This window comes from Streptomyces sp. NPDC040622 (genome assembly GCF_055593965.1).
This window is the reverse complement of the sequence record NZ_JBVIXD010000018.1, coordinates 1-18,172: the sequence shown is the minus strand read 5'-3', so window position 1 is coordinate 18,172 and position 18,172 is coordinate 1. Positions and strand designations below refer to the sequence as shown.

Here is an 18,172-nt window from a genome sequence, read left to right as displayed (position 1 = left end):
CTTCCGGTCCTCACAGGCCGTCCTTTCCCCGTACGGCACCCGGTATGTCGTCCCGCCCGTCTCTGGGGGCCGGTACCCGCGTGCCTTCTGCGGGCACCGGCACCTCCGCGGGCAGCAGCCCCTCCTCCCGTGCCTCCTGCCAGAAGGCGGCGGGCACCTCGGCCGCGAACTGTTCGGCGGCGTCGGTGACCTGCTCGGGCGCGTGGATGCCGACGAGCACGCTGGCGACCGCCGGATGGCCGAACGGGAAGGCCAGCGCGGCGGCCCGCAGCGTGGTGCCGTGCCGCCCGGCGAGGGTGTGCAGGGCACGGGCGCGCGCCAGCAGTGCGGGCGGCGCCTCGGTGTAGTCGAACCGCGCCCCTGGCTTGGGGTCGGCGAGCAGCCCGGAGTTGAAGACGCCGCCGATGACGACCGACGCGCCGCGCACGCTCGCCGCGGGCAGCAGCTCGGTGAGGGCCTGATGGTCGAGGAGCGTGTAACGGCCCGCGCAGAGCACCGCGTCGACGTCGGTGTCGCGGACGAACCGGGTGAGCATCTCCGCCTGGTTCATGCCCGCGCCGATCGCGCCGACGACACCTTCGGAGCGCAGTCTCTCCAGGGCCGGGTAGCCCTCGCGGAAGGCTTCCTCGCCGTGGTGGTCGGGGTCGTGCAGGAAGACGACGTCGACGCGGTCGACGCCGAGGCGGGTGAGGCTGGACTCGATGGAGCGGCGCACGCCGTCCGCGCTGAAGTCCCAGATCCTGCGGTGCGTCCTCGGCACGGCGAAGCCGCCGTCGGCGAGGTCGTCTCCGGACACCTCGTCCACCGGCTCCAGGATCCTGCCGACCTTGGTGGAGATGACGTACGAGGAGCGGTCCCGGCCGCGCAGGGCCTGGCCCAGGCGGCGCTCGGAGAGGCCGAGGCCGTAGTGCGGGGCGGTGTCGAAGTAGCGGATGCCGGCGTTCCAGGCGTGGTCGAGGGCGGTGGCCGCCTCCGCGTCGGTGATCGGCGAGTAGAGGTTGCCGATGCCGGCGGCGCCGAAGGACAGCTCGGTCACCTCGACGCCGCCGGGTCCGAGGCGCCGCCGCGCCAGGCCGCTCACCGGCCCACCGGCCGCAGGCGCAGGCCCTGCATGCCGCCGTCGACGGCGAGGGCGGTGCCGGTGGTGGCGCCGGACAGGGGGCTCGCCAGGTAAGCGATGGCGCCCGCGACCTCGTCGGCCGAGACCAGGCGGCCGGTGGGCTGGCGGGCCGCCAGTGCGCTCCGTTCGGCGTCCGGGTCGGGGGCGGCGTCCAGGAGCCTGCCGACCCACGGGGTGTCGACGGTGCCGGGGTTGACGCAGTTGACTCGTACGCCTTCGCGCACGTGGTCGGCGGCCATCGCCAGCGTGAGGGAGAGCACCGCTCCCTTCGACGCCGCGTACAGGGCGCGCTGCGGGAGGCCCGCGGTCGCGGCGATGGAGCAGGTGTTCACGACGGCCGCGCGGGAGGAGGCCCGCAGGTGGGGCAGGGCTGCGCGGGTGGTGCGGACGATCCCGAGGACGTTGACGTCGAGGACGGTGTGCCATTGGGTGTCGTCGTTGTCCTCGACGGTGCCCTGCGCGCCGATGCCCGCGTTGTTGACCAGGACGTCGAGGCCGCCGAGGTCGGCGGCGGCCGACGCGACGGCCGCCCGCACGGACACGTCGTCGCCGACGTCGGCGGTGTAGCCGTGCAGCGGTTTCGCCACGCCGCCCGGGTCGAGGTCGAGCACGGCGACGCGGGCGCCGCGTGCGGCGAGGAGTTCGGCGGTGGCCCGGCCGATGCCGGAGGCGCCGCCGGTGACCAGGGCCGTGAGCCCCTCGAAGTCCTGGGCGACCGTGTCCTGCGCGAGCGTCATGCCGCGGCTCCCTTCTCGTGCGTCCGGTGGGCGAGGTCGGCGGCCCAGAAGGTGCCGCCGGGGTAGGTGAACTCGGCGACGGACTCGGCCCGCATGGTCGCCGAGAATCCCGGTGCGGTCGGGGCCGCGTAGTGGCCCGCGCGCACCACGACCGGGTCGGTGAAGTGCTCGTGGAGGTGGTCGACGTACTCGATGACGCGGTTCTCCGTGGTGCCCGCGAGCGCCACGTAGTCGAACATCGACAGGTGCTGGACGAGCTCGCAGAGGCCGACGCCGCCGGCGTGCGGGCAGACGGGGACGCCGAACTTGGCGGCGAGCAGCAGGATCGCGAGGTTCTCGTTGACGCCGCCGACGCGTGCCGCGTCGATCTGGAGGATGTCGATGGCGCCGGCCTGGAGGAGCTGCTTGAAGACGATGCGGTTCTGCACGTGCTCGCCGGTGGCGATCTTGACGGGGGTGACGGCGGCGCGGATCGCGGCATGGCCGAGGACGTCGTCCGGGCTGGTGGGCTCCTCCACCCAGTAGGGGTCGAACTGGGCGAGCGCGCGCGTCCAGCGGACGGCCTCGTCGACGTTCCAGCGCTGGTTGGCGTCGATCGCCATGCGGATGCCGGGGCCGATCGCCTCGCGGGCGGTGCGGCAGCGGCGGATGTCGTCGGCGAGGTCCGCGCCGACCTTCAGTTTGATCTGGGTGAAGCCGTCGGCGACGGCCTGGCGGGCGAGGCGGGTGAGCTTCTCGTCGCTGTAGCCGAGCCAGCCGGGCGAGGTGGTGTAGCCGGGGAAGCCGTGCTCCCTGAGCAGCGCGGTGCGCTCCGCCGCGCCGGTCCGGCCGGCCCGCAGCAGACCGAGGGCCTCCTCGGGGGTGAGGGCGTCGGCGATGTAGCGGAAGTCGACCTGGGAGACGAGCCATTCGGGCGTGGCGTCGGCCAGCAGCTCCCACAGCGGCTTGCGGGCCCGCTTGGCGGCGAGGTCCCAGACGGCGTTGACGACGGCGCCGATGGCCATGTGCATCACGCCCTTCTCGGGGCCGAGCCAGCGCAGCTGGCTGTCGCCGATCAGGTCGCGGTTGACGGTGCCGGGGTCGGCGCAGAGCTCGTCGAGCGGGCGGCCGACCACGTGGTGGCGCAGGGACTGGATCGCGGCGACCTGGACCTCGTTGCCGCGGCCGATGGTGAAGGTGAAGCCGTGCCCCTCCAGGCCGTCCCCGGCGTCGGTGCGCAGCACGACGTAGGCGGCGGAGTAGTCGGGGTCCGGGTTCATGGCGTCGGACCCGTCCAGCTCCCGGGAGGTCGGGAACCGTATGTCGAAGGTGTCTACCGCGGTGATGCGGGCGGGGGTCGGGGACACAGGAGGCCTTTCCGGAAAGGGGCGGGGCCGCGGGCAGGACGGAGCGCCGGGCGGTCAGTCCTGTGCGCGGCCCGTGGTGACGCGGGCGATCATCAGGGCGACCAGGATGATTCCGCCGTAGATGGCCTGGATCCAGAAGGACGGGACCTGGGCGAGGGTGAGCAGGTTCTGTACGACGCCGAGCAGCAGGACGCCGGTGAGGGCGCCGAACATGGTGCCCTTGCCGCCGTCGAGGCTGATGCCGCCGATGACCGCGGCGGCGAACACGGTGAAGATCATGTTCTGGCCCTGGTTGGCGTTGATGGCGCCGACGTATCCGGTCTGCATGAGTCCGCCGACCGAGGCGAGGACCCCGGCGACGACGAACACGCCGAGCATGACGCGTTCCACGCGGATACCGGCGGCGCGCGCCGCGTCCGGGTTGCCGCCGATGGCGTACAGGGCGCGGCCCACCCGGTGGTACTTGAGGACGAAGCCCGCGATGCCGAAGGCCGCCGCCGCGAGCCACACCGACATCGGGATGCTCAGGAAGGTGGAGGTGGCCAGGGTGTAGAAGGCGTCGGGCATGCCGAACAGGGTCTTGCCCTCGGTGGCGCCGACGAGCAGGCCGCGCAGCACGATCAGCATGGCGAGCGTCACGATGAACGCGTTGAGCTTGAGTTTCACGACGAGGATGCCGTTGAAGGCGCCGATGGCCGCGCCGACGAGCAGGATGGCGAGGATGCCGACGAAGGCGGGCAGGTCCGTGCCGAAGCCGGCCTGGGCGGCGGGCAGGACGAGGAGCGCGCCGACTGCGGGGGCGATGCCGACGACCGACTCCAGGGACAGGTCGAACTTGCCGGTGATCAGGACGAGCGACTCGGCGAGGACGACCATCGCGAGCGCGGCGGATGCGCCGAGGATGGAGATGAGGTTGCGCTCGGTCAGGAACGAGTCGTTGACCAGCGCGCCGAGCAGGATGAGCAGCAACAGGGCGGGCACGAGGGCGAGTTCACGGGCGCGGCGGAACAGGACGGCACGCGCCTGGGCGCGTGCGTTGTCGGTCTTGGCGGGTCCCGCGTCCCGGGTGGCCGGTGCGGCCGTCGGGGCCTTGATGTCAGCCACGGTCTCGGTCAACTCCCTCAGTTTGTTGTTCGGTGACCCCTTCGATGGAGGCGATCAGCTCGTGGTCGTGGAAGCCCGCCGCGTGCTCCGCGACGATCCGGCCGTGGAAGAGGACGAGTACGCGGTCGCAGCGGCGCAGGTCGTCCAGTTCGTCGGAGACGACCAGGACGGCGGTGCCGTCCTCGCGGGCGTGGTCCATGCGGGCGAGCAGGGACTCCTTGGACTTCACGTCGACGCCCGCGGTCGGGTTGATCAGGACCAGCAGGCGCGGGTCGGTGGCGAGCGCCCGGGCCATGACGACCTTCTGGGCGTTGCCGCCGGAGAGGTCGGAGACGGGCTGGTCGGGGCCCTGTGCATGGATGTCGAGGCGCTGGATGAGGTCGTCGGCGAAGCGGCGCCTGGTGTCGGTGCCGATGAAGCCGTGGCGGCCGAGCCGGTCGAGGACGCTCATCGTGGCGTTGTCGCCGATGGTCATGCCGAAGACGAGGCCCTGGTCGTGGCGGTCGCGCGGGACGCAGCCGACCCCGGCGCGCAGGGCGGCGCTCACGTCGCCGAACGGCAGGGCAAGACCGTCCAGTTGGGCTGACCCCGCGGTCGGGGTGTGCAGTCCGGCGAAGCTCTCCGCGAGGTTGATCTTGCCGCTGCCGCTGGACCCGGCGAGACCGACGACCTCGCCCTTGCGGACGCTCAGGTCGATACCGGTGTACGACTCGCTCGTCAGGCCCCGCACGTCGAGCATGACCGGCGCGTCGGCGGGGGCCCCGGTGCGCGCCACCGCCCGCTCGGCCTCGGCCTGCTCGGTGATGACCTCACCCGCCATGGCCTCCACCAGAGCGCCGCGCGGCAGGTCGGCGACGGGTGCGCTGGTGATCCAGCGGGCGTCGCGCAGCACGGTGACGGTCTGGCACACCTCGTACACCTCCTGGAGGTGGTGCGAGATGAACAGGAAGGTGACGCCGGATTCCTGCAGGGCGCGCATGCGGGTGAAGAGGCGCTCGATCTCGCGGTTGTCGAGCTGCGCGGTCGGCTCGTCGAGGACGATGAAGCGGGCGCCGAAGCTCAACGCCCGTGCGATCTCCACCATTTGGCGGTCCTCGACCTTCAGGTCGGCGGTGCGCGCCTCGGGGTCGACGTGCACGTCCCAGGTCTCAAGGACCCGCGCCGCCTCGGTGCGCAGCCTGCGCCAGCTGATGAAGCCGCCGCGACCCTCGGGCTGCCGGTTGATGAAGAGGTTCTCGGCGACCGTCAGTTCGGGGACGACGGTGGGCTTCTGGTAGACGCAGGCGACCTTGCGGCGCCAGGCGTCACGGTCGGTGAGCGGGGGCGCGGGCTCGCCGTCGAAGCGGACGGTGCCCTCGTCCGGGGCCTGGAGTCCGGTGAGGACGGTGACGAGGGTGGACTTGCCCGCGCCGTTGCGGCCGACGAGGGCGTGCGACTCGCCGGGCAGGACGGTCAGGCGGCCGTCCCGCAGCGCGACGGTGGGTCCGTACCGCTTGACGATGCCGGACGCCTCGACGAGCGGGGTCGCGCCGGCCCGGCCGGTGGGGGGCTTGGTCGTCGGGGTAGTCATTTGACCGTGTTGCCCCACAGCTTGGCGTCGTCGACGTTCTCCTTGGTGACCAGCGGGGCGGGCAGCTGGTCCTCCAGCACGCCGTTGGGCAGCTTGACGATCTCGGAGTCGTGGTCGGTGGGTCCGGGCCGGAACTTCTTCCCGTTCATCGCGGCCTTGATGTAGTACATGCCGTACTTGGCGTAGGCGTCGGCCGGCTGCGAGACGGTCGCGTCGATCTGGCCCTTGCGGATGGCGTCGAACTCCTGCGGGATGCCGTCGTTCGAGATGACGGTGATGTGGCCCTCCTCGCCCGCCTTCTTGAGCATCTTCTTCGACTTGAGGGTCTGCAGGGTGGGCGCGAGGTACACGCCGCCGGCCTGCAGGTAGATGCCCTTGATGTCGGGGTTGGAGTTGAGCAGGGTGTCCAGCTTGGCCGCGGCCGTGTCCGACTCCCACTTGGCGGGGATCTCCAGGACCTTCAGTTTCGGGTACTTCTTCTTCACGCAGTCGCGGAAGGCCTTGGAGCGCTCACGGCCGTTGACGGACGCCAGGTCACCCATGATCTGCACGACCTTTCCGGACGTGACCTGACCGCCCAGGTAGTCACAGGCCTTCTCGCCGTAGGCGACGTTGTCGGCCCGCACCACCATCGCGACCTCGCCCTCCTCGGGCGCGACGTCCACGGCGACCACGGGCACACCCTTGCGGTCGGCCTGGTCGAGGCCCGCGGAGATCGCGGCGCTGTCGAGCGGCGCCACGACGAGGCCCTTCACGCCCTGGTTGAGCTGGTTATTGATGTCGGTGATCTGCTGCGAGGGGTCGCTGTTGGAGTTGACGGTCTTCATCGCGTCGACATCCTCGGACTTCGCCATCTTCGGCACGTAGTCGTTGTACGACTGCCAGAACGGCGAGGTCAGCAGGGGAAGGACCACCCCGACCTTGCCCTCGCCGCCCCCGCCACCACCCGATGCGGCGGTGTCCTTCGTACTGCCGCACGCCGCGAGCACGAGGGACGCGCAGGCGGCCGCCGCCGCGGCGCGCACCGCCCGCGACGTGCCCGTCCTGCTGGGCCTGTTGCGCACATTCCTGCCGGGCATCTGACGGCTCCTCACCGGTGGAGAGCGAACGGGGTCGAGGGGAATCAAGGGGGATCGAGCGGTTCCCAGGGACCTGATGACGCGAATATTTATCAGACCACTTGGCGCCCACAACACCCCTCGTCGTCAACTTTTCGCGCTTTCCGGCCGTAGTGGTCGGACCACATCTCTGGCTAGACTGCGGCGCACTCGGCCAGTGGAGGAGCGTTACGTGGACCAGCCAGACCAGTCCGCCCCGCAGAAGGGCACCGTGACGCAGCGGGCCATCGAGCAGATCAAGGCGATGATCGGCGAGGGCCGCCTGGAGCCGGGCCAGCGCCTGCCCACGGAACGGGACCTGGCCGTTCAGCTCGGCATCTCCCGCAGCTCGATGCGCGAGGCGATCCGCGCACTCACCGTGCTCGGCGTCCTGGAGGCCCGGCACGGCTCCGGCATCTACGTGACACAACTGGAGGCCGGCGACCTCCTGGAGACCTTCGGGGTCGTGGCGGACCTGTCCCGGGGACCGCAACTGGTCGAGCTCCTGGAAGTGCGCCGCGTCCTGGAGTCCACCGCCACCGCGCTGGCGGCGGCCCGGATCTCCGCGGACCAACTGGCCGACGTCGAGAAACACTTGGAGGCGATGAACGCCACCGAAGACCCGGAGGAGATCCTCTCCCACGACCTGGCGTTCCACCGCACGATCGCCTTCGCGGCGGGCAACGACACGATGGCCGCGATCCTGGAGGGCCTCTCCTCGCGCACCTTCCGCGCCCGGGTGTGGCGCGGCTACCAGGAGGAGGGCGCCTTCGAACGCACCCGCAGGGAGCACGCCCGCATCCACCGCGCCCTGCTGGCCCGCGACCCGGAGGCGGCACGGGCCGCGGCGGCGGCACACGTGGGCGAGGTCGAGGAGTGGCTGCGGTCGCAGTTGGACGGGTGAGGGCGCGGCTGTGCGGGTGAGGGCACGGCTGTGCGGGCGACTTCGCGGCTGTGCGGGTGAGGAGGTGGCTGGACGACCCCGGAGACGATCGAGATCCGTCCGGTCCTCGAATCCGCCTGAGGTCGGGGGGAGGCGGAGAAAAGCAGGCGCCACGCGGAGGGCCCTTCTGGCACCATCCCCTGGTGATCACTGACCCGCGCAACACCCCGTCCCTGACCTCGGCCGTACGCAACAACGCCGAGTGGTGCGCTGCCGTCTGCCGTTCCCACGGAGTGGCGGGGACCGTCGAGGGGGACCTGTGGGCCAGTTCCGTGCGCACTCCCCCGCTGTACCCCGACGCCGTGACGCTCTCGCCCGACGTGACACCCGAGGACGTGCCGCCCCGTATCGACGTCACGTCACCGGGCGCGTCCGTCAAGGACAGCTTCGGCTCGCTCGACCTCTCCGCGGCCGGCTTCGAGGTGCTGTTCGAGGCGCAGTGGATCCACCGTGCCGCCACAGCACACCGGCGGGAACCCGGGGACGGGGGCTGGGAGGCCGTCGAGGGGGCCGACGCGCTCGTCGCCTGGGAGAAGGCGTGGAACGGGGACGGGACGAGCGACGGACTGTTCCGGCCCGCCCTGCTCGACGACGGCGCGATCTTCCTCGCGGCCACCGTCGGCGGAGACATCACGGCGGGCGCCGTCGCCTACCCCGCCGCCTCCGTGGTCGGCGTCTCCAACCTCTTCGCCGCCGACGACGACCTGGACGCCGCCTGGCGCTCCTGCCTGGCGGCCACGGACCGGCTGTGGCCGGGTGTGCCGGTCGTCGGGTACGAGGGCGGCGACGACCTCGCGGCCGCCGTCCGTCAGGGGTTCGAACCCGTCGGCCCGCTGCGCGTGTGGCTGCGGACCGACGGGTGAGGGGGCTCGGCGCCGGACGTCAGCCCCGCGTGAACCGCAGGGTCACCAGCTCGAACGGCCGCAGCGGCACCGTCACCGCATCGCCCGCGAGCTCCGGTGCCGCCACCCCGTCGAGCGGCCGCTCCAGCAGGTCGGTCACCGCGACCGAGCCCGCCGTGAACCCGGCCGTCAGCGTGGCCCTGGCCCGGCCGCCGCGCGACTCGTGGAAGCGGACGACGACGTCTCCGCTGCCGTCGTCGGCGAGCTTGACGGCCGTGACGACCACGGCGTCGTCGTCCACCGTCACCAGCGGCGACACGTCGGAGCCGCCGGTGAGGCGGCGCTCGGGCAGGTTGATGCGGTAGCCCTCGCGCACCGCGTCACCGATCGCCGCACCCGGCACCAGCGCGTGCCGGAAACGGTGCACGCCCTGGTCCGTCTCCGGGTCGGGGAAGCGCGGGGCGCGCAGCAGGGAGACCCGGACCGTGGTGGTCGTACCGGAGTCCTCGGTGCGGACCGCGCGGGTCACGTCGTGGCCGTACGTCGAGTCGTTGACCAGCGCGACGCCCCAGCCCGGCTCCTCGATGTGCACGAAGCGGTGGTTGCACGCCTCGAACTTGGCGGCTTCCCAGCTCGTGTTGGTGTGCGTCGCGCGGTAGAAGTGCCCGAACTGGGTCTCCGACGCGTACCGCTCCGCGTGGATGTCGAGCGGGAAGGCGAGCTTGAGGAACTTCTCCGTCTCGTGCCAGTCGACCTCGGTGTCGATGTCCAGGCGCCGCACGCCCGGCTCCAGCGAGAGCACCTGCGTGAGCCGCGAGCCGCCGAAGGTGCGCACGATCCGGACGGAGGCACCGTCGCCCGGCTCGACCCGGTCCGCCTCGACGAGGTCGGTGACGGTGTTGCGGTAGAACTCGTCGACGTCCCACGCGTCCCACATGTTGGGGAAGTCGGCGTGGACCTGCGGCAGGTTCGCCGGCTGCCCGGGGGCGACGGTCTCCCGGTCGGCCACCCGGTCGTACGCGGACACGACCAGGCCGCGCCCGTCGATCTCCACCCGCAGCAGGCCGTTGTCGAGGACGAAACCGCCGTCCGCGCGCGAGGCGATGCCGGACTGGCCCTCGACCGCCGCGGCGCGGGCGCCGCCCGCGGGGACGCCATCGCGGGTGTGCGGCGCGGAGTTGAAGACCAGCGCGCCGGAGCCCTCGCCCGCCAGCGCGCGCTGCGCCCTGTCGATGATGCCGTTCAGTTCCTGGGCCAGCGCCGCATAGGTCGCGCGGGCCTCGCGGTGCACCCAGGCGATGGACGAGCCGGGCAGGATGTCGTGGAACTGGTGGAGCAGCACCGTCTTCCAGATGCGGTCCAACTGCTCGTAGGGATAGGCGAATTCGGTGTCGCGGACGGCGGCCGTAGCGGCCCACAGCTCCGCCTCGCGCAGCAGGTGCTCGCTGCGACGGTTGCCCTGCTTGGTGCCGGCCTGGCTGGTGAGGGTGGCGCGGTGCAGTTCGAGGTAGAGCTCACCCACCCAGACGGGGGCGTTCGGGTACTCGGCCTCGGCCTTCTCGAAGAAGGCGGCGGGGGTCTCCCACTGGACGGTCGCCGAGCCCTCCAGGTCGCGCAGGCGCCCCGCCTTGGCGATCATCTCGCGGGTCGTGCCGCCGCCTCCGTCGCCCCAGCCGGTGGGCGCGAGGGAGTGCCGGGCAACGCCCTTGTCCTTGAAGTTCTTCGCCGCGTGGGCGATCTCGCTGCCCTTCATCGAGCAGTTGTAGGTGTCGACGGGCGGGAAGTGCGTGAAGATGCGGGTGCCGTCGATGCCTTCCCAGTTGAAGGTGTGGTGCGGGAAGCGGTTGGTCTGCGACCACGAGATCTTCTGCGTGAGCAGCCACTTGGAGCCGGCCGCCTTGATGATCTGCGGCAGGCCGGCGGCGAAGCCGAAGGTGTCGGGCAGCCACGCCTCGTCGTTCTCGACGCCGAACTCGTCGAGGAAGAACCGCTTGCCGTGCACGAACTGACGGGCCATCGCCTCCGAGCCCGGCATGTTCGTGTCCGACTCGACCCACATCCCGCCCGCGGGCACGAACCGTCCGTCGGCGACGGCCTTCTTGACCTTCGCCCACACCTCGGGGCGGTGCTCCTTGATCCACGCCCACTGCTGGGCCTGCGACATCGCGAACACGAAGTCCGGCTCGTCCTCGATGAGGGCGGTCATGTTCGACGTCGTACGCGCCACCTTGCGCACCGTCTCGCGCAGCGGCCACAGCCACGCCGAGTCGATGTGGGCGTGGCCGACGGCGCTGATGCGGTGCGCGGAGGGCTCGGCGGGCGTGGTGAGCACCCCTTCGAGCAGCGCACGCGCGGCGGCGGCCGAGCCGTTCACGTCCTGCAGGTCGACGGCGTCCAGGGCGCGGCCGACCGCGCGGACGATGTCGTAGCGCCGCCCGGAGTTCTCGGGCAGCTCCTGCATCAGCTCGCCGAGGACTTCGAGGTCGATGACGAGCTGCCACACCGTCTCGTCGAAGACGGCGAGGTCCATGCGCTCCAGCTTGTACTGGGGCTCGCTGCCGGCGGTCTCCTTGTCGCCCAGCTGCGTGGGCAGGAAGGGGTGGTAGTCGAGGATGACGGGGTTGGACGCGGCCTCGACGTGCAGGCGCACCTCTTCGCCGCCCTCGGCGGGGGCGGCGATCCGCACCCACTGGTTGCGCGGGTTGAGGCCCTTCACGGGCGTGCCGTCGGGCCGGTAGACCAGGCCTTCGCACTGGAAGCCCGGCATGTTCTCGTCGAAGCCGAGGTCGAGGATCGCCTCGACGGTCCTGCCCGCCCACTCCTGCGGCACGGTCCCGGTCACCCGGAACCAGCTGGTCCCCCAGGGCGCACCCCACCGCTCGCCGACCGCGGTGGGCGACGGCTCGGCGGCGAGCCCTTCACTCACCGGAACGGGCTCGCCGGGCGCGTCCCACACCGCCACGTCGAGCGGCACGGACACGGGATACACGGCGGGCCTGATGCGCTCGTCCAGAACGCGCTTGAGACGGGCTTCGACCAGGGTGCGGTCGTCATGCATGAGGGGTCTCCCGGGAGGGTCGGTCGGTGAATCTGTCAGTAGTCAGGGGACTGGGGATTGGGGACTGAGGTTGGGGATATCAGCCCCTCCGGCGTTCGAGGAGCGGGGCCCTGGGCGGAGGCCCGTGCCGGTCGGCGGACGGGCGCCTACCCCACGTCCGAGGGCAACACGACGTCGCCAATGCCCCGCGCAGCGAGATGTTCCGCGTCGGCGCCCCGGCTCGCGAGGACGACCGTCGGCCGCACCCCGTCGGCGACGAGGCGGGCGAACGCCTCGAACACCGCTCCCCCGGGCGCACACTCCGTACGCTTCGTCGTGTCGTCCTCGACGACCAGCGCCGTCGTACGGACCGCGGGCGCGTACGTCCGGCCGCGCCACTCCCGCACGATCCGGCTGATCGCGGCGCCCGCGGGCTTGACCTTCCCCTCGTTGGTCAGCAGACCGAGGCTGTACTCGAGCTCGGGGAAATCCGCGAGGTCGCGCGAGACGTCGTGGGAGCACCACCAGGTGACGCCCCACACGTCCTGGCAGTCGAGCGCCGCCTCGATGGTGTCCTCGGTGAAGGCCGCGGCGTGCTCGGCGGGGATCAGGGGCGCGGGCGCGCCGACCTCCTGGAGCCAGACGGGGCGGCCCGGGTCGAGCGCCCAGGCCTTGGAGAGCTCGATCATGTACGCGGCATGGGTACGGGTCGCCGTGCCCGTCCGTCCGTGGCGCTGGGCCGTGCCGTTGAACACCCAGGAGTGCACGGCCGTCACCGCGCCGAGGCGGGCGGCCTGCGCGGGGGTGAAGGGCTGGTCGTCCTGGTACCAGGCGGCGTCGTACTCGGCGTGCAGGTGCAGCTTGCCGGGGGCACCCTCCTCACAGGCGGCCAGCACCGTGCGCAGCCAGGTCTCGGCCTGCTCCTCGGTGATGCGGTCCGGGTCGGGGTGCGGGCCCGCCGAGAACTGGTTGATCTCGTTGCCGATGGTCATGCCGATGAAGTTCGGCCGGTCGGCGAGGGCGGCGGCGAGGGTGCGCAGGTACTCGGCCTGCCCGGACACCACGTCCGGGTCGGTGAAGATGTTGCGCCGGTGCCAGGTCTGCGTCCACGCGGGGAGGAAGTCGAAGCTCGACAGGTGTCCCTGGAGTCCGTCGACGTTGACGTCGAGGCCGCGTTCGGCGGCGGCGTCGGCGAGCTGGACGAGCTGGTCGACGGCGCGGGGGCGGATCAGGGTGCGGTTGGGCTGGAAGTACGGCCAGATCGGGAAGACCCTGATGTGGTCGAGGCCCAGCCCGGCGATCGCGTCGAGGTCGGCGCGTACGGCGTCGATGTCGAAGTCCAGCCAGTGGTGGAACCACCCCTGGCCGGGTGTGTAGTTGGCGCCGAAGCGCGGCGTGCCCGAAGGCGACGGGGAAGGCGATGCGGAAGGCAAGTGCGGATCCTGGTTCTTCGGAGTTCGGGGTGGTGCCGCTCAGCCCTTGACCGCGCCCTCGCCCACACCGCGGAAGAAGTACCGCTGCAGGCAGGCGAAGAGGACGATCAGCGGGAGCACGGCGATGACCGTGCCCGCGGCGACGAGGCGCTCGTCGTTGGCGAAGGTGCCGTGGAGGTAGTTCAGGCCGATGGTGAGCGTGAACCGGTCCGGGTCGCTGAGCACGATCAGCGGCCACAGGAAGTCGTCCCAGGCGCCCATGAAGGCGAAGATCGCGACGACCGCGAGGGTGCCCTTGACCGCGGGCAGCGCGATGCGCAGGAAGCGCTGCCAGACGTTCGCGCCGTCCACGAACGCGGCTTCCTCGATCTCGTAGGGCACGTTGAGGAAGGCGTTGCGCATCAGCAGGACGTTGAGCGCGGAGACGCAGCCGGGCAGCAGCACACCGATGAGGGTGTTGTTGAGGCCGAGCTCACGCATGGTCGTGAACTGGGCGATGATGATTCCCTCGACGGGCACCAGCATGGCCAGGATGAAGACGACCGTGGCTGCCTTGCGGCCGCGGTAGCGCAGCCGCGCCAGGGCGTAACCGGCGAGCGTCGCGCCCACGCAGTTGGTGACGACGTTGGCGGCGGCGACCTTCAGGGAGTTGAGCGCGTAGTCCCAGACGGGGATGGTGTCGGCGACCCGCTCGTAGTTGTGGAAGGTCGGGTCGGAGGGCAGGAACTTCGGCGGGGAGCTGAAGATGTTCTCGTGCGGGCCCTTCAGGGACGTGGACAGCTGCCAGAGGAACGGGCCGATCATCAACGCCAGTACGGCGAGCAGCAGGCCGTAGCGCAGGACGATCTCCCACACGGGCATCCGGCGGCCGTGCTCGTCGGTGAGGCGCCCGCGGCGGGCCTTGGGGCGCCCGCTTGGCGCGGGACGCGTGCCGTCCTTGGGACGGGCCTGGTTCTCGGAGATGCTCACGCGTCCTCCTTCCGGTCCGCCCGCAGCACGAGCAGCATCAGCGCGACGGTGACGACGAAGACGACGACCGAGATGGCCGAGGCGTAGCCGACCCGCCCGGTCAGGCCGGTGCCGACGCGCTGCACCAGCATCACGAGCGTGGTGTCCTCGCCGGCCGGGCCGCCGGTGGGGCCCGCCATCAGATAGACCTCGGAGAACACCTTGAAGGCGGCGACCGAGGAGAGCGCGCCGACCAGCACCATGGTGGAGCGCACGGCGGGCACGGTGACGGTGAGGAAGCGCCGGAACGCTCCCGCGCCGTCGACCGCCGCCGCCTCGTGGAGCTCGCGGGGCACGTTGGCGAGCGCCGCGAGATAGATGATCATGTAGTAGCCGAGGCCCTTCCAGACCGTGACGGCCATCGCGCTGAACAGCAGCAGCCACTGGTCGCTGAGGAAGCCGACCTTGCCGACGCCCACCGCCTCGAGGACCGCGTTGACCAGGCCGCGCTCGTCGAGCATCCACACCCAGATCAGACCCACGACGACGATCGAGGCGACCACCGGGGTGTAGAAGGCGGACCGGAAGAAGGTGATGCCGGGGATGTGCTTCTGGACGAGCATCGCGAGCAGCAGGGGCAGCAGGACGAGCGCGGGAACGACCACGAGGACGTAGATCGTGCTGTTGCGCAGGCCGATCCAGAACATGTCGTCGTGCAGCAGCTCACGGAAATTGGCGAGGCCCACGTACCCGCCGGGCATCAACGTCCGTTTGTCGGTGAAGGAGTTGTTGAGCGTGCTGAGGAACGGATAGAGGATGAACACGGCGACGATCACGAGCCCGGGGGCCGCGAAGAGCCAGGGGCTGGTGGGCAGTTGGCGCCGGATGCGGGTGCCGTCCGCGCCCTTGCGGCCGCCGGCGGGCAGGCGCTTGAGCGCCGGGCCCGCGGTGCTGATGTCGGACGAGGTCGCCTTGGTGGCGGTGGGACTCTTCATGGCTGGTGTTCCCGGGTCGTGGCTCGGCGCGGCTCAGCTCTGCGCTGGGCCGCTCAGCTCTGCGGTCAGCTCTGCTGGAGCAGCCGGTCGCAGTTCTTGACAGCGTTGTCAAGCGCTTCCTTGGGGCTCTCCTTGCCCTGCAGGGCCTTGGCGACGGAGTTGCGCAGCTCGACCTTCATCTGCTCGCTGAACAGCACGGGCGTGTAGTTCACCGCGGTCTTGATGGACTTCGCGGCGGCGACGCGGACCCGGGTCTCCTCCTTGCCGTCCTGCTTGGTGAAGTACGGGTCGTCGAGGGAGCCCTTGGTGCTGGGGAAGATCGCGACCTTCTTGGCGAACTCCATCTGGTGCCGGGCGTCGGTGACGAAGTGCGCGAAGGCGACGGCGGCCGGGGTCTGCTTGGTGCGGGCGTTCACCATCACGCCCATCACGTACATGTTGTCCTTGCCGGTGTTGCTGATCTGCGGGGTGATGCCGATGTTCTCGTAGAGCTTCGGCGCGTCCTTCTTGAACTTCTCCAGGTCGAGCGCGCTGCCCGGGTTCATGGCCACGGCCTCGGTGAGGAACTTCTTGCCCGTGGACTCCGGGGTGGCGGTCAGCGCCTGCCCGTCGAGCGCCTTGGCGTCGTACAACTCCTTGTACTTGGTGAGGAGTTCGACGCCCTTGGCGTCGTTGAACGTAAAGCCGGTGCCCTCCTTGTTCATCAGCGGGACGCCGTAGCGGCCGAAGTCCTCGACGGTGGGGACGTTGGCGAGCGTGGCGACCTTGCCGTCGCTCTTCTTCGCCAGCGCCAGGGCATTGTCGAAGAGCTGGCCGAACGTCTTCGGCGGCTTGTCCTGATCGAGGCCGGCGTCCTTGAAGAGGCGCTTGTTGTAGAAGAGCGGGCCGGTGTTGAGGTACCAGGGGAAGGCGTACGTGCCGTCCGTGCCCGGTATCTGGTGGCTCTTCCAGGCGCCCGGCAGGTACTCCTTCTCGTACTTCCCCGCGGCCTTGCCGAGGTCGAGGGCGATGCCCGCCTTGGCGAGCGGCGCGACCAGGTCGGGCGAGACGTTGACGACGTCCGGGAGCGTGCCCGCCGCGGCATCGGCGCTGATCTTGTCGGCGTAGCCCTCGCCGGGCTGGTCGACCCAGTTGACCTTCGTACCGGGGTACTTCTTCTCGAACTCGTCGACCACACCCTCGAAGTAGGGCTTGAAGTTGGCCTTCAGGTTCCAGGTCTGGAAGGTGATGTCGCCTTCGATCTTCCCGGACGCGTCCGTGGAACCGCCGTCGTCGCCTCCGTCGCCACAGGCGCTCAACGGCAGCAGGACGGCGAGGACGGCGCCTGCGGCGACCGCTCTGCGGGGGATGCGGGAGATACGCACGGTGAAACGGCTCCTTTGCTCGGCCCAGCGTGAGACGGCGGTGACTGCAACCGTCCAAGCCGGGCAATCCACGCCGAGGCAGACCCTGCATGGAACGGTGGCGCAAAGTCAATGGATTCGCGGGAAAGAAATCGAAGATCGGTCGATCATCCGACCAACTTTGCAGGTCAGAGCGGCCTGTTGGAGGCCTTGCGGCAGATGACTAATGCGCTTTAGAGTCGGACAGCTCAAGCGCATTAGTATCCGTGGGCCAGGAAACGGGAGCCAGGAAAGGGGCAACGGGTGCAAGGCAAGCGGTCACCGGCGCGCCGGCCGACCATGAAGGACATCGCGCGCCGCGCCGGGGTCTCCGAGAGCGCCGTCTCCTTCGCGCTCAACGACCGGCCCGGCGTCTCCGACATCACCCGCGACCGGGTGCGCAGGGTCGCGGAACAGCTGGGCTGGCGGCCCAGCACGGCGGCACGCGCCCTCTCCGGCGAGGGGTCGGCGACGGTGGGCCTGGTCGTGGCACGCCCGGCGGCGACCCTGGGCGTCGACTCGTTCTTCCTTCAGCTGATCTCGGGCATCCAGGAGGTCCTTGCGGAACGGCACCTGGGCCTGCTCTTCCAGGTGGTGGAGGACGTCGAGGCCGAGTGCGCGGTCTACCGCCGCTGGTGGGCCGAACACCGGGTCGACGGCGTCCTGGTGGTGGACCCGCGCACGGACGACCCCCGCCCCGCACTCCTGGACGCGCTCGGGCTGCCCGCGGTGGTGACGGGCGGGGTGCCGGACCCGGACGCGGGGCACCCCGGACTCTCCACGGTGTGGGCGGACGACGCGGGCGCGATGGCGTCGGTCGTGGGCCATCTGCACGCGCTGGGTCACCGCCGCATCGTGCACATCGCCGGCCTGCGGGGGCTCGCGCACACCGAGCGCCGCATCCGTACGCTGCGCGTCGAGGCCACGGGCCGCGGCCTCTCGGGGGTGCGTTCGGTGACGACGGACTACTCGGACGCGGAGGGCGCCGCGGTGACCCGCCGGGTCCTGGAGTCCACGGAGCCGCCGACGGCGCTCGTGTACGACAACGACGTGATGGCCGTCGCCGGCGTCGCCGCCGCGTCCTCCCTGGGCTTCGCGGTCCCCGACGACGTCTCGGTGGTCGCCTGGGAGGACTCGGCGCTGTGCCGCATGGTGCATCCGTGGCTGACGGCCCTGTCCCGGGACACGGTGTCGTTCGGCCGCACGGCGGCCCGCGAGCTCCTGGCCCTGCTCGACGACGGTCCCGCGGCGACGGTGCAGGTGCCGTTGCCACGGCTCATCGAGCGGGAGAGCACGGGGCCGGTGCGACCGGTGCGGGTACGGAAGGCCTGACGGTGCTTGCACTGCCTGCAGCGGACGACCGCCATCCCTGCTCCGGGTGCCAGGAGCAGGAGTGGCGCGGGCAGTGACACCCCGAGCGAGCCACCCGAGCGGCAGGAGAGGGCGAACCAGCCGAGGTGGCGGCCGAGCAGCACGATGAACAGTTGGCCCATCGCCCGACGAAGCCGCGAAGCGGCAGGGCCGGGGGGGGGGGGGGGGGGGGGGGGGGGGGGGGGGGGGGGGGGGGGGGGGGGGGGGGGGGGGGGGGGGGGGGGGGGGGGGGGGGGGGGGGGGTGGG

Annotated in this window: 14 protein-coding genes; 3 read left to right on the top strand and 11 right to left on the bottom strand. The window is 71.1% G+C overall.

The features are described 5' to 3' along the window. Positions 1 to 10: 10 nt before the first annotated feature. Genes ACZ592_RS36490 through ACZ592_RS36465 form a run of 6 tightly spaced genes read right to left on the bottom strand, consistent with a single transcriptional unit; the run spans position 11 to position 6,956 of the window. Entirely contained in the window at positions 11 to 1,081 is a 1,071-nt protein-coding gene (locus ACZ592_RS36490; protein WP_471586030.1) for an aldo/keto reductase, read from the bottom strand. Next, on the bottom strand, positions 1,078 to 1,857 hold the full coding sequence (locus ACZ592_RS36485) for an SDR family NAD(P)-dependent oxidoreductase (RefSeq protein WP_471586029.1): 780 nt from the start codon (positions 1,855 to 1,857) through the stop codon (positions 1,078 to 1,080). The genes ACZ592_RS36490 and ACZ592_RS36485 overlap by 4 nt, the downstream gene beginning before the upstream one ends. Continuing rightward, positions 1,854 to 3,203 (bottom strand): L-fuconate dehydratase, encoded by a 1,350-nt coding sequence (locus ACZ592_RS36480; protein WP_471586028.1) that lies wholly within the window; start codon positions 3,201 to 3,203, stop codon positions 1,854 to 1,856. The genes ACZ592_RS36485 and ACZ592_RS36480 overlap by 4 nt, the downstream gene beginning before the upstream one ends. Positions 3,204 to 3,257: 54 nt before the next feature. Then, on the bottom strand, positions 3,258 to 4,307 hold the full coding sequence (locus ACZ592_RS36475; protein WP_471586027.1) for an ABC transporter permease: 1,050 nt from the start codon (positions 4,305 to 4,307) through the stop codon (positions 3,258 to 3,260). Next, entirely contained in the window at positions 4,300 to 5,877 is a 1,578-nt protein-coding gene (locus tag ACZ592_RS36470; protein WP_471586026.1) for a sugar ABC transporter ATP-binding protein, read from the bottom strand. The genes ACZ592_RS36475 and ACZ592_RS36470 overlap by 8 nt, the downstream gene beginning before the upstream one ends. Beyond that, positions 5,874 to 6,956 (bottom strand): sugar ABC transporter substrate-binding protein, encoded by a 1,083-nt coding sequence (locus tag ACZ592_RS36465; RefSeq protein WP_471586025.1) that lies wholly within the window; start codon positions 6,954 to 6,956, stop codon positions 5,874 to 5,876. Before ACZ592_RS36465 ends, ACZ592_RS36470 begins: the two co-directional genes overlap by 4 nt. Before the next feature lie 211 nt (positions 6,957 to 7,167). Here ACZ592_RS36465 and ACZ592_RS36460 point away from each other — a divergent pair, with 211 nt between their 5' ends. Together ACZ592_RS36460 and ACZ592_RS36455 are read left to right on the top strand one after the other, a co-directional pair. Continuing rightward, on the top strand, positions 7,168 to 7,878 hold the full coding sequence (locus ACZ592_RS36460; RefSeq protein ID WP_471586024.1) for a FadR/GntR family transcriptional regulator: 711 nt from the start codon (positions 7,168 to 7,170) through the stop codon (positions 7,876 to 7,878). Between the two features lie 182 nt (positions 7,879 to 8,060). Continuing rightward, positions 8,061 to 8,780, top strand: coding sequence for a hypothetical protein (locus ACZ592_RS36455; protein WP_471586023.1), 720 nt, complete (start codon positions 8,061 to 8,063; stop codon positions 8,778 to 8,780). Between the two features lie 19 nt (positions 8,781 to 8,799). On the opposite strand, the gene ACZ592_RS36450 is transcribed toward ACZ592_RS36455, so the two are convergent. The 5 genes from ACZ592_RS36450 to ACZ592_RS36430 form a co-directional block, all read right to left on the bottom strand. Next, positions 8,800 to 11,817 (bottom strand): alpha-mannosidase, encoded by a 3,018-nt coding sequence (locus ACZ592_RS36450; protein WP_471586022.1) that lies wholly within the window; start codon positions 11,815 to 11,817, stop codon positions 8,800 to 8,802. A 146-nt stretch (positions 11,818 to 11,963) separates the two neighbouring features. Further along, a complete protein-coding gene (locus tag ACZ592_RS36445; RefSeq protein ID WP_471586021.1) occupies positions 11,964 to 13,229 on the bottom strand; it encodes a glycoside hydrolase 5 family protein in 1,266 nt (421 codons plus the stop codon). Positions 13,230 to 13,268: 39 nt separating this feature from the next. Then, positions 13,269 to 14,192 carry a carbohydrate ABC transporter permease gene (locus ACZ592_RS36440; protein WP_471586094.1) on the bottom strand — a complete coding sequence of 308 codons (924 nt, stop codon included), beginning with the start codon at positions 14,190 to 14,192 and terminating at the stop codon, positions 13,269 to 13,271. A 2-nt stretch (positions 14,193 to 14,194) separates the two neighbouring features. Further along, positions 14,195 to 15,172 carry a carbohydrate ABC transporter permease gene (locus ACZ592_RS36435; RefSeq protein WP_471586020.1) on the bottom strand — a complete coding sequence of 326 codons (978 nt, stop codon included), beginning with the start codon at positions 15,170 to 15,172 and terminating at the stop codon, positions 14,195 to 14,197. A gap of 65 nt (positions 15,173 to 15,237) precedes the next feature. Beyond that, the gene (locus ACZ592_RS36430; RefSeq protein WP_471586019.1) at positions 15,238 to 16,536 is read right to left on the bottom strand and encodes an extracellular solute-binding protein; all 1,299 of its coding nucleotides are present in this window, start codon (positions 16,534 to 16,536) and stop codon (positions 15,238 to 15,240) included. A 318-nt stretch (positions 16,537 to 16,854) separates the two neighbouring features. Here ACZ592_RS36430 and ACZ592_RS36425 point away from each other — a divergent pair, with 318 nt between their 5' ends. Then, positions 16,855 to 17,886: a LacI family DNA-binding transcriptional regulator gene (locus ACZ592_RS36425; protein WP_471586093.1), complete on the top strand. Its 1,032-nt coding sequence runs from the start codon at positions 16,855 to 16,857 to the stop codon at positions 17,884 to 17,886. Positions 17,887 to 18,172 lie beyond the last annotated feature (286 nt).

Bases quoted from the DNA above. Each gene is read 5' to 3' on its own strand.
- ACZ592_RS36435 (WP_471586020.1), bottom strand. From the start codon at position 15,172: ATGAAGAGTCCCACCGCCACCAAGGCGACCTCGTCCGACATCAGCACC.
- ACZ592_RS36470 (WP_471586026.1), bottom strand. From the start codon at position 5,877: ATGACTACCCCGACGACCAAGCCCCCCACCGGCCGGGCCGGCGCGACC.
- ACZ592_RS36465 (WP_471586025.1), bottom strand. From the start codon at position 6,956: ATGCCCGGCAGGAATGTGCGCAACAGGCCCAGCAGGACGGGCACGTCG.
- ACZ592_RS36425 (WP_471586093.1), top strand. From the start codon at position 16,855: ATGAAGGACATCGCGCGCCGCGCCGGGGTCTCCGAGAGCGCCGTCTCC.
- ACZ592_RS36450 (WP_471586022.1), bottom strand. From the start codon at position 11,817: ATGCATGACGACCGCACCCTGGTCGAAGCCCGTCTCAAGCGCGTTCTG.
- ACZ592_RS36485 (WP_471586029.1), bottom strand. From the start codon at position 1,857: ATGACGCTCGCGCAGGACACGGTCGCCCAGGACTTCGAGGGGCTCACG.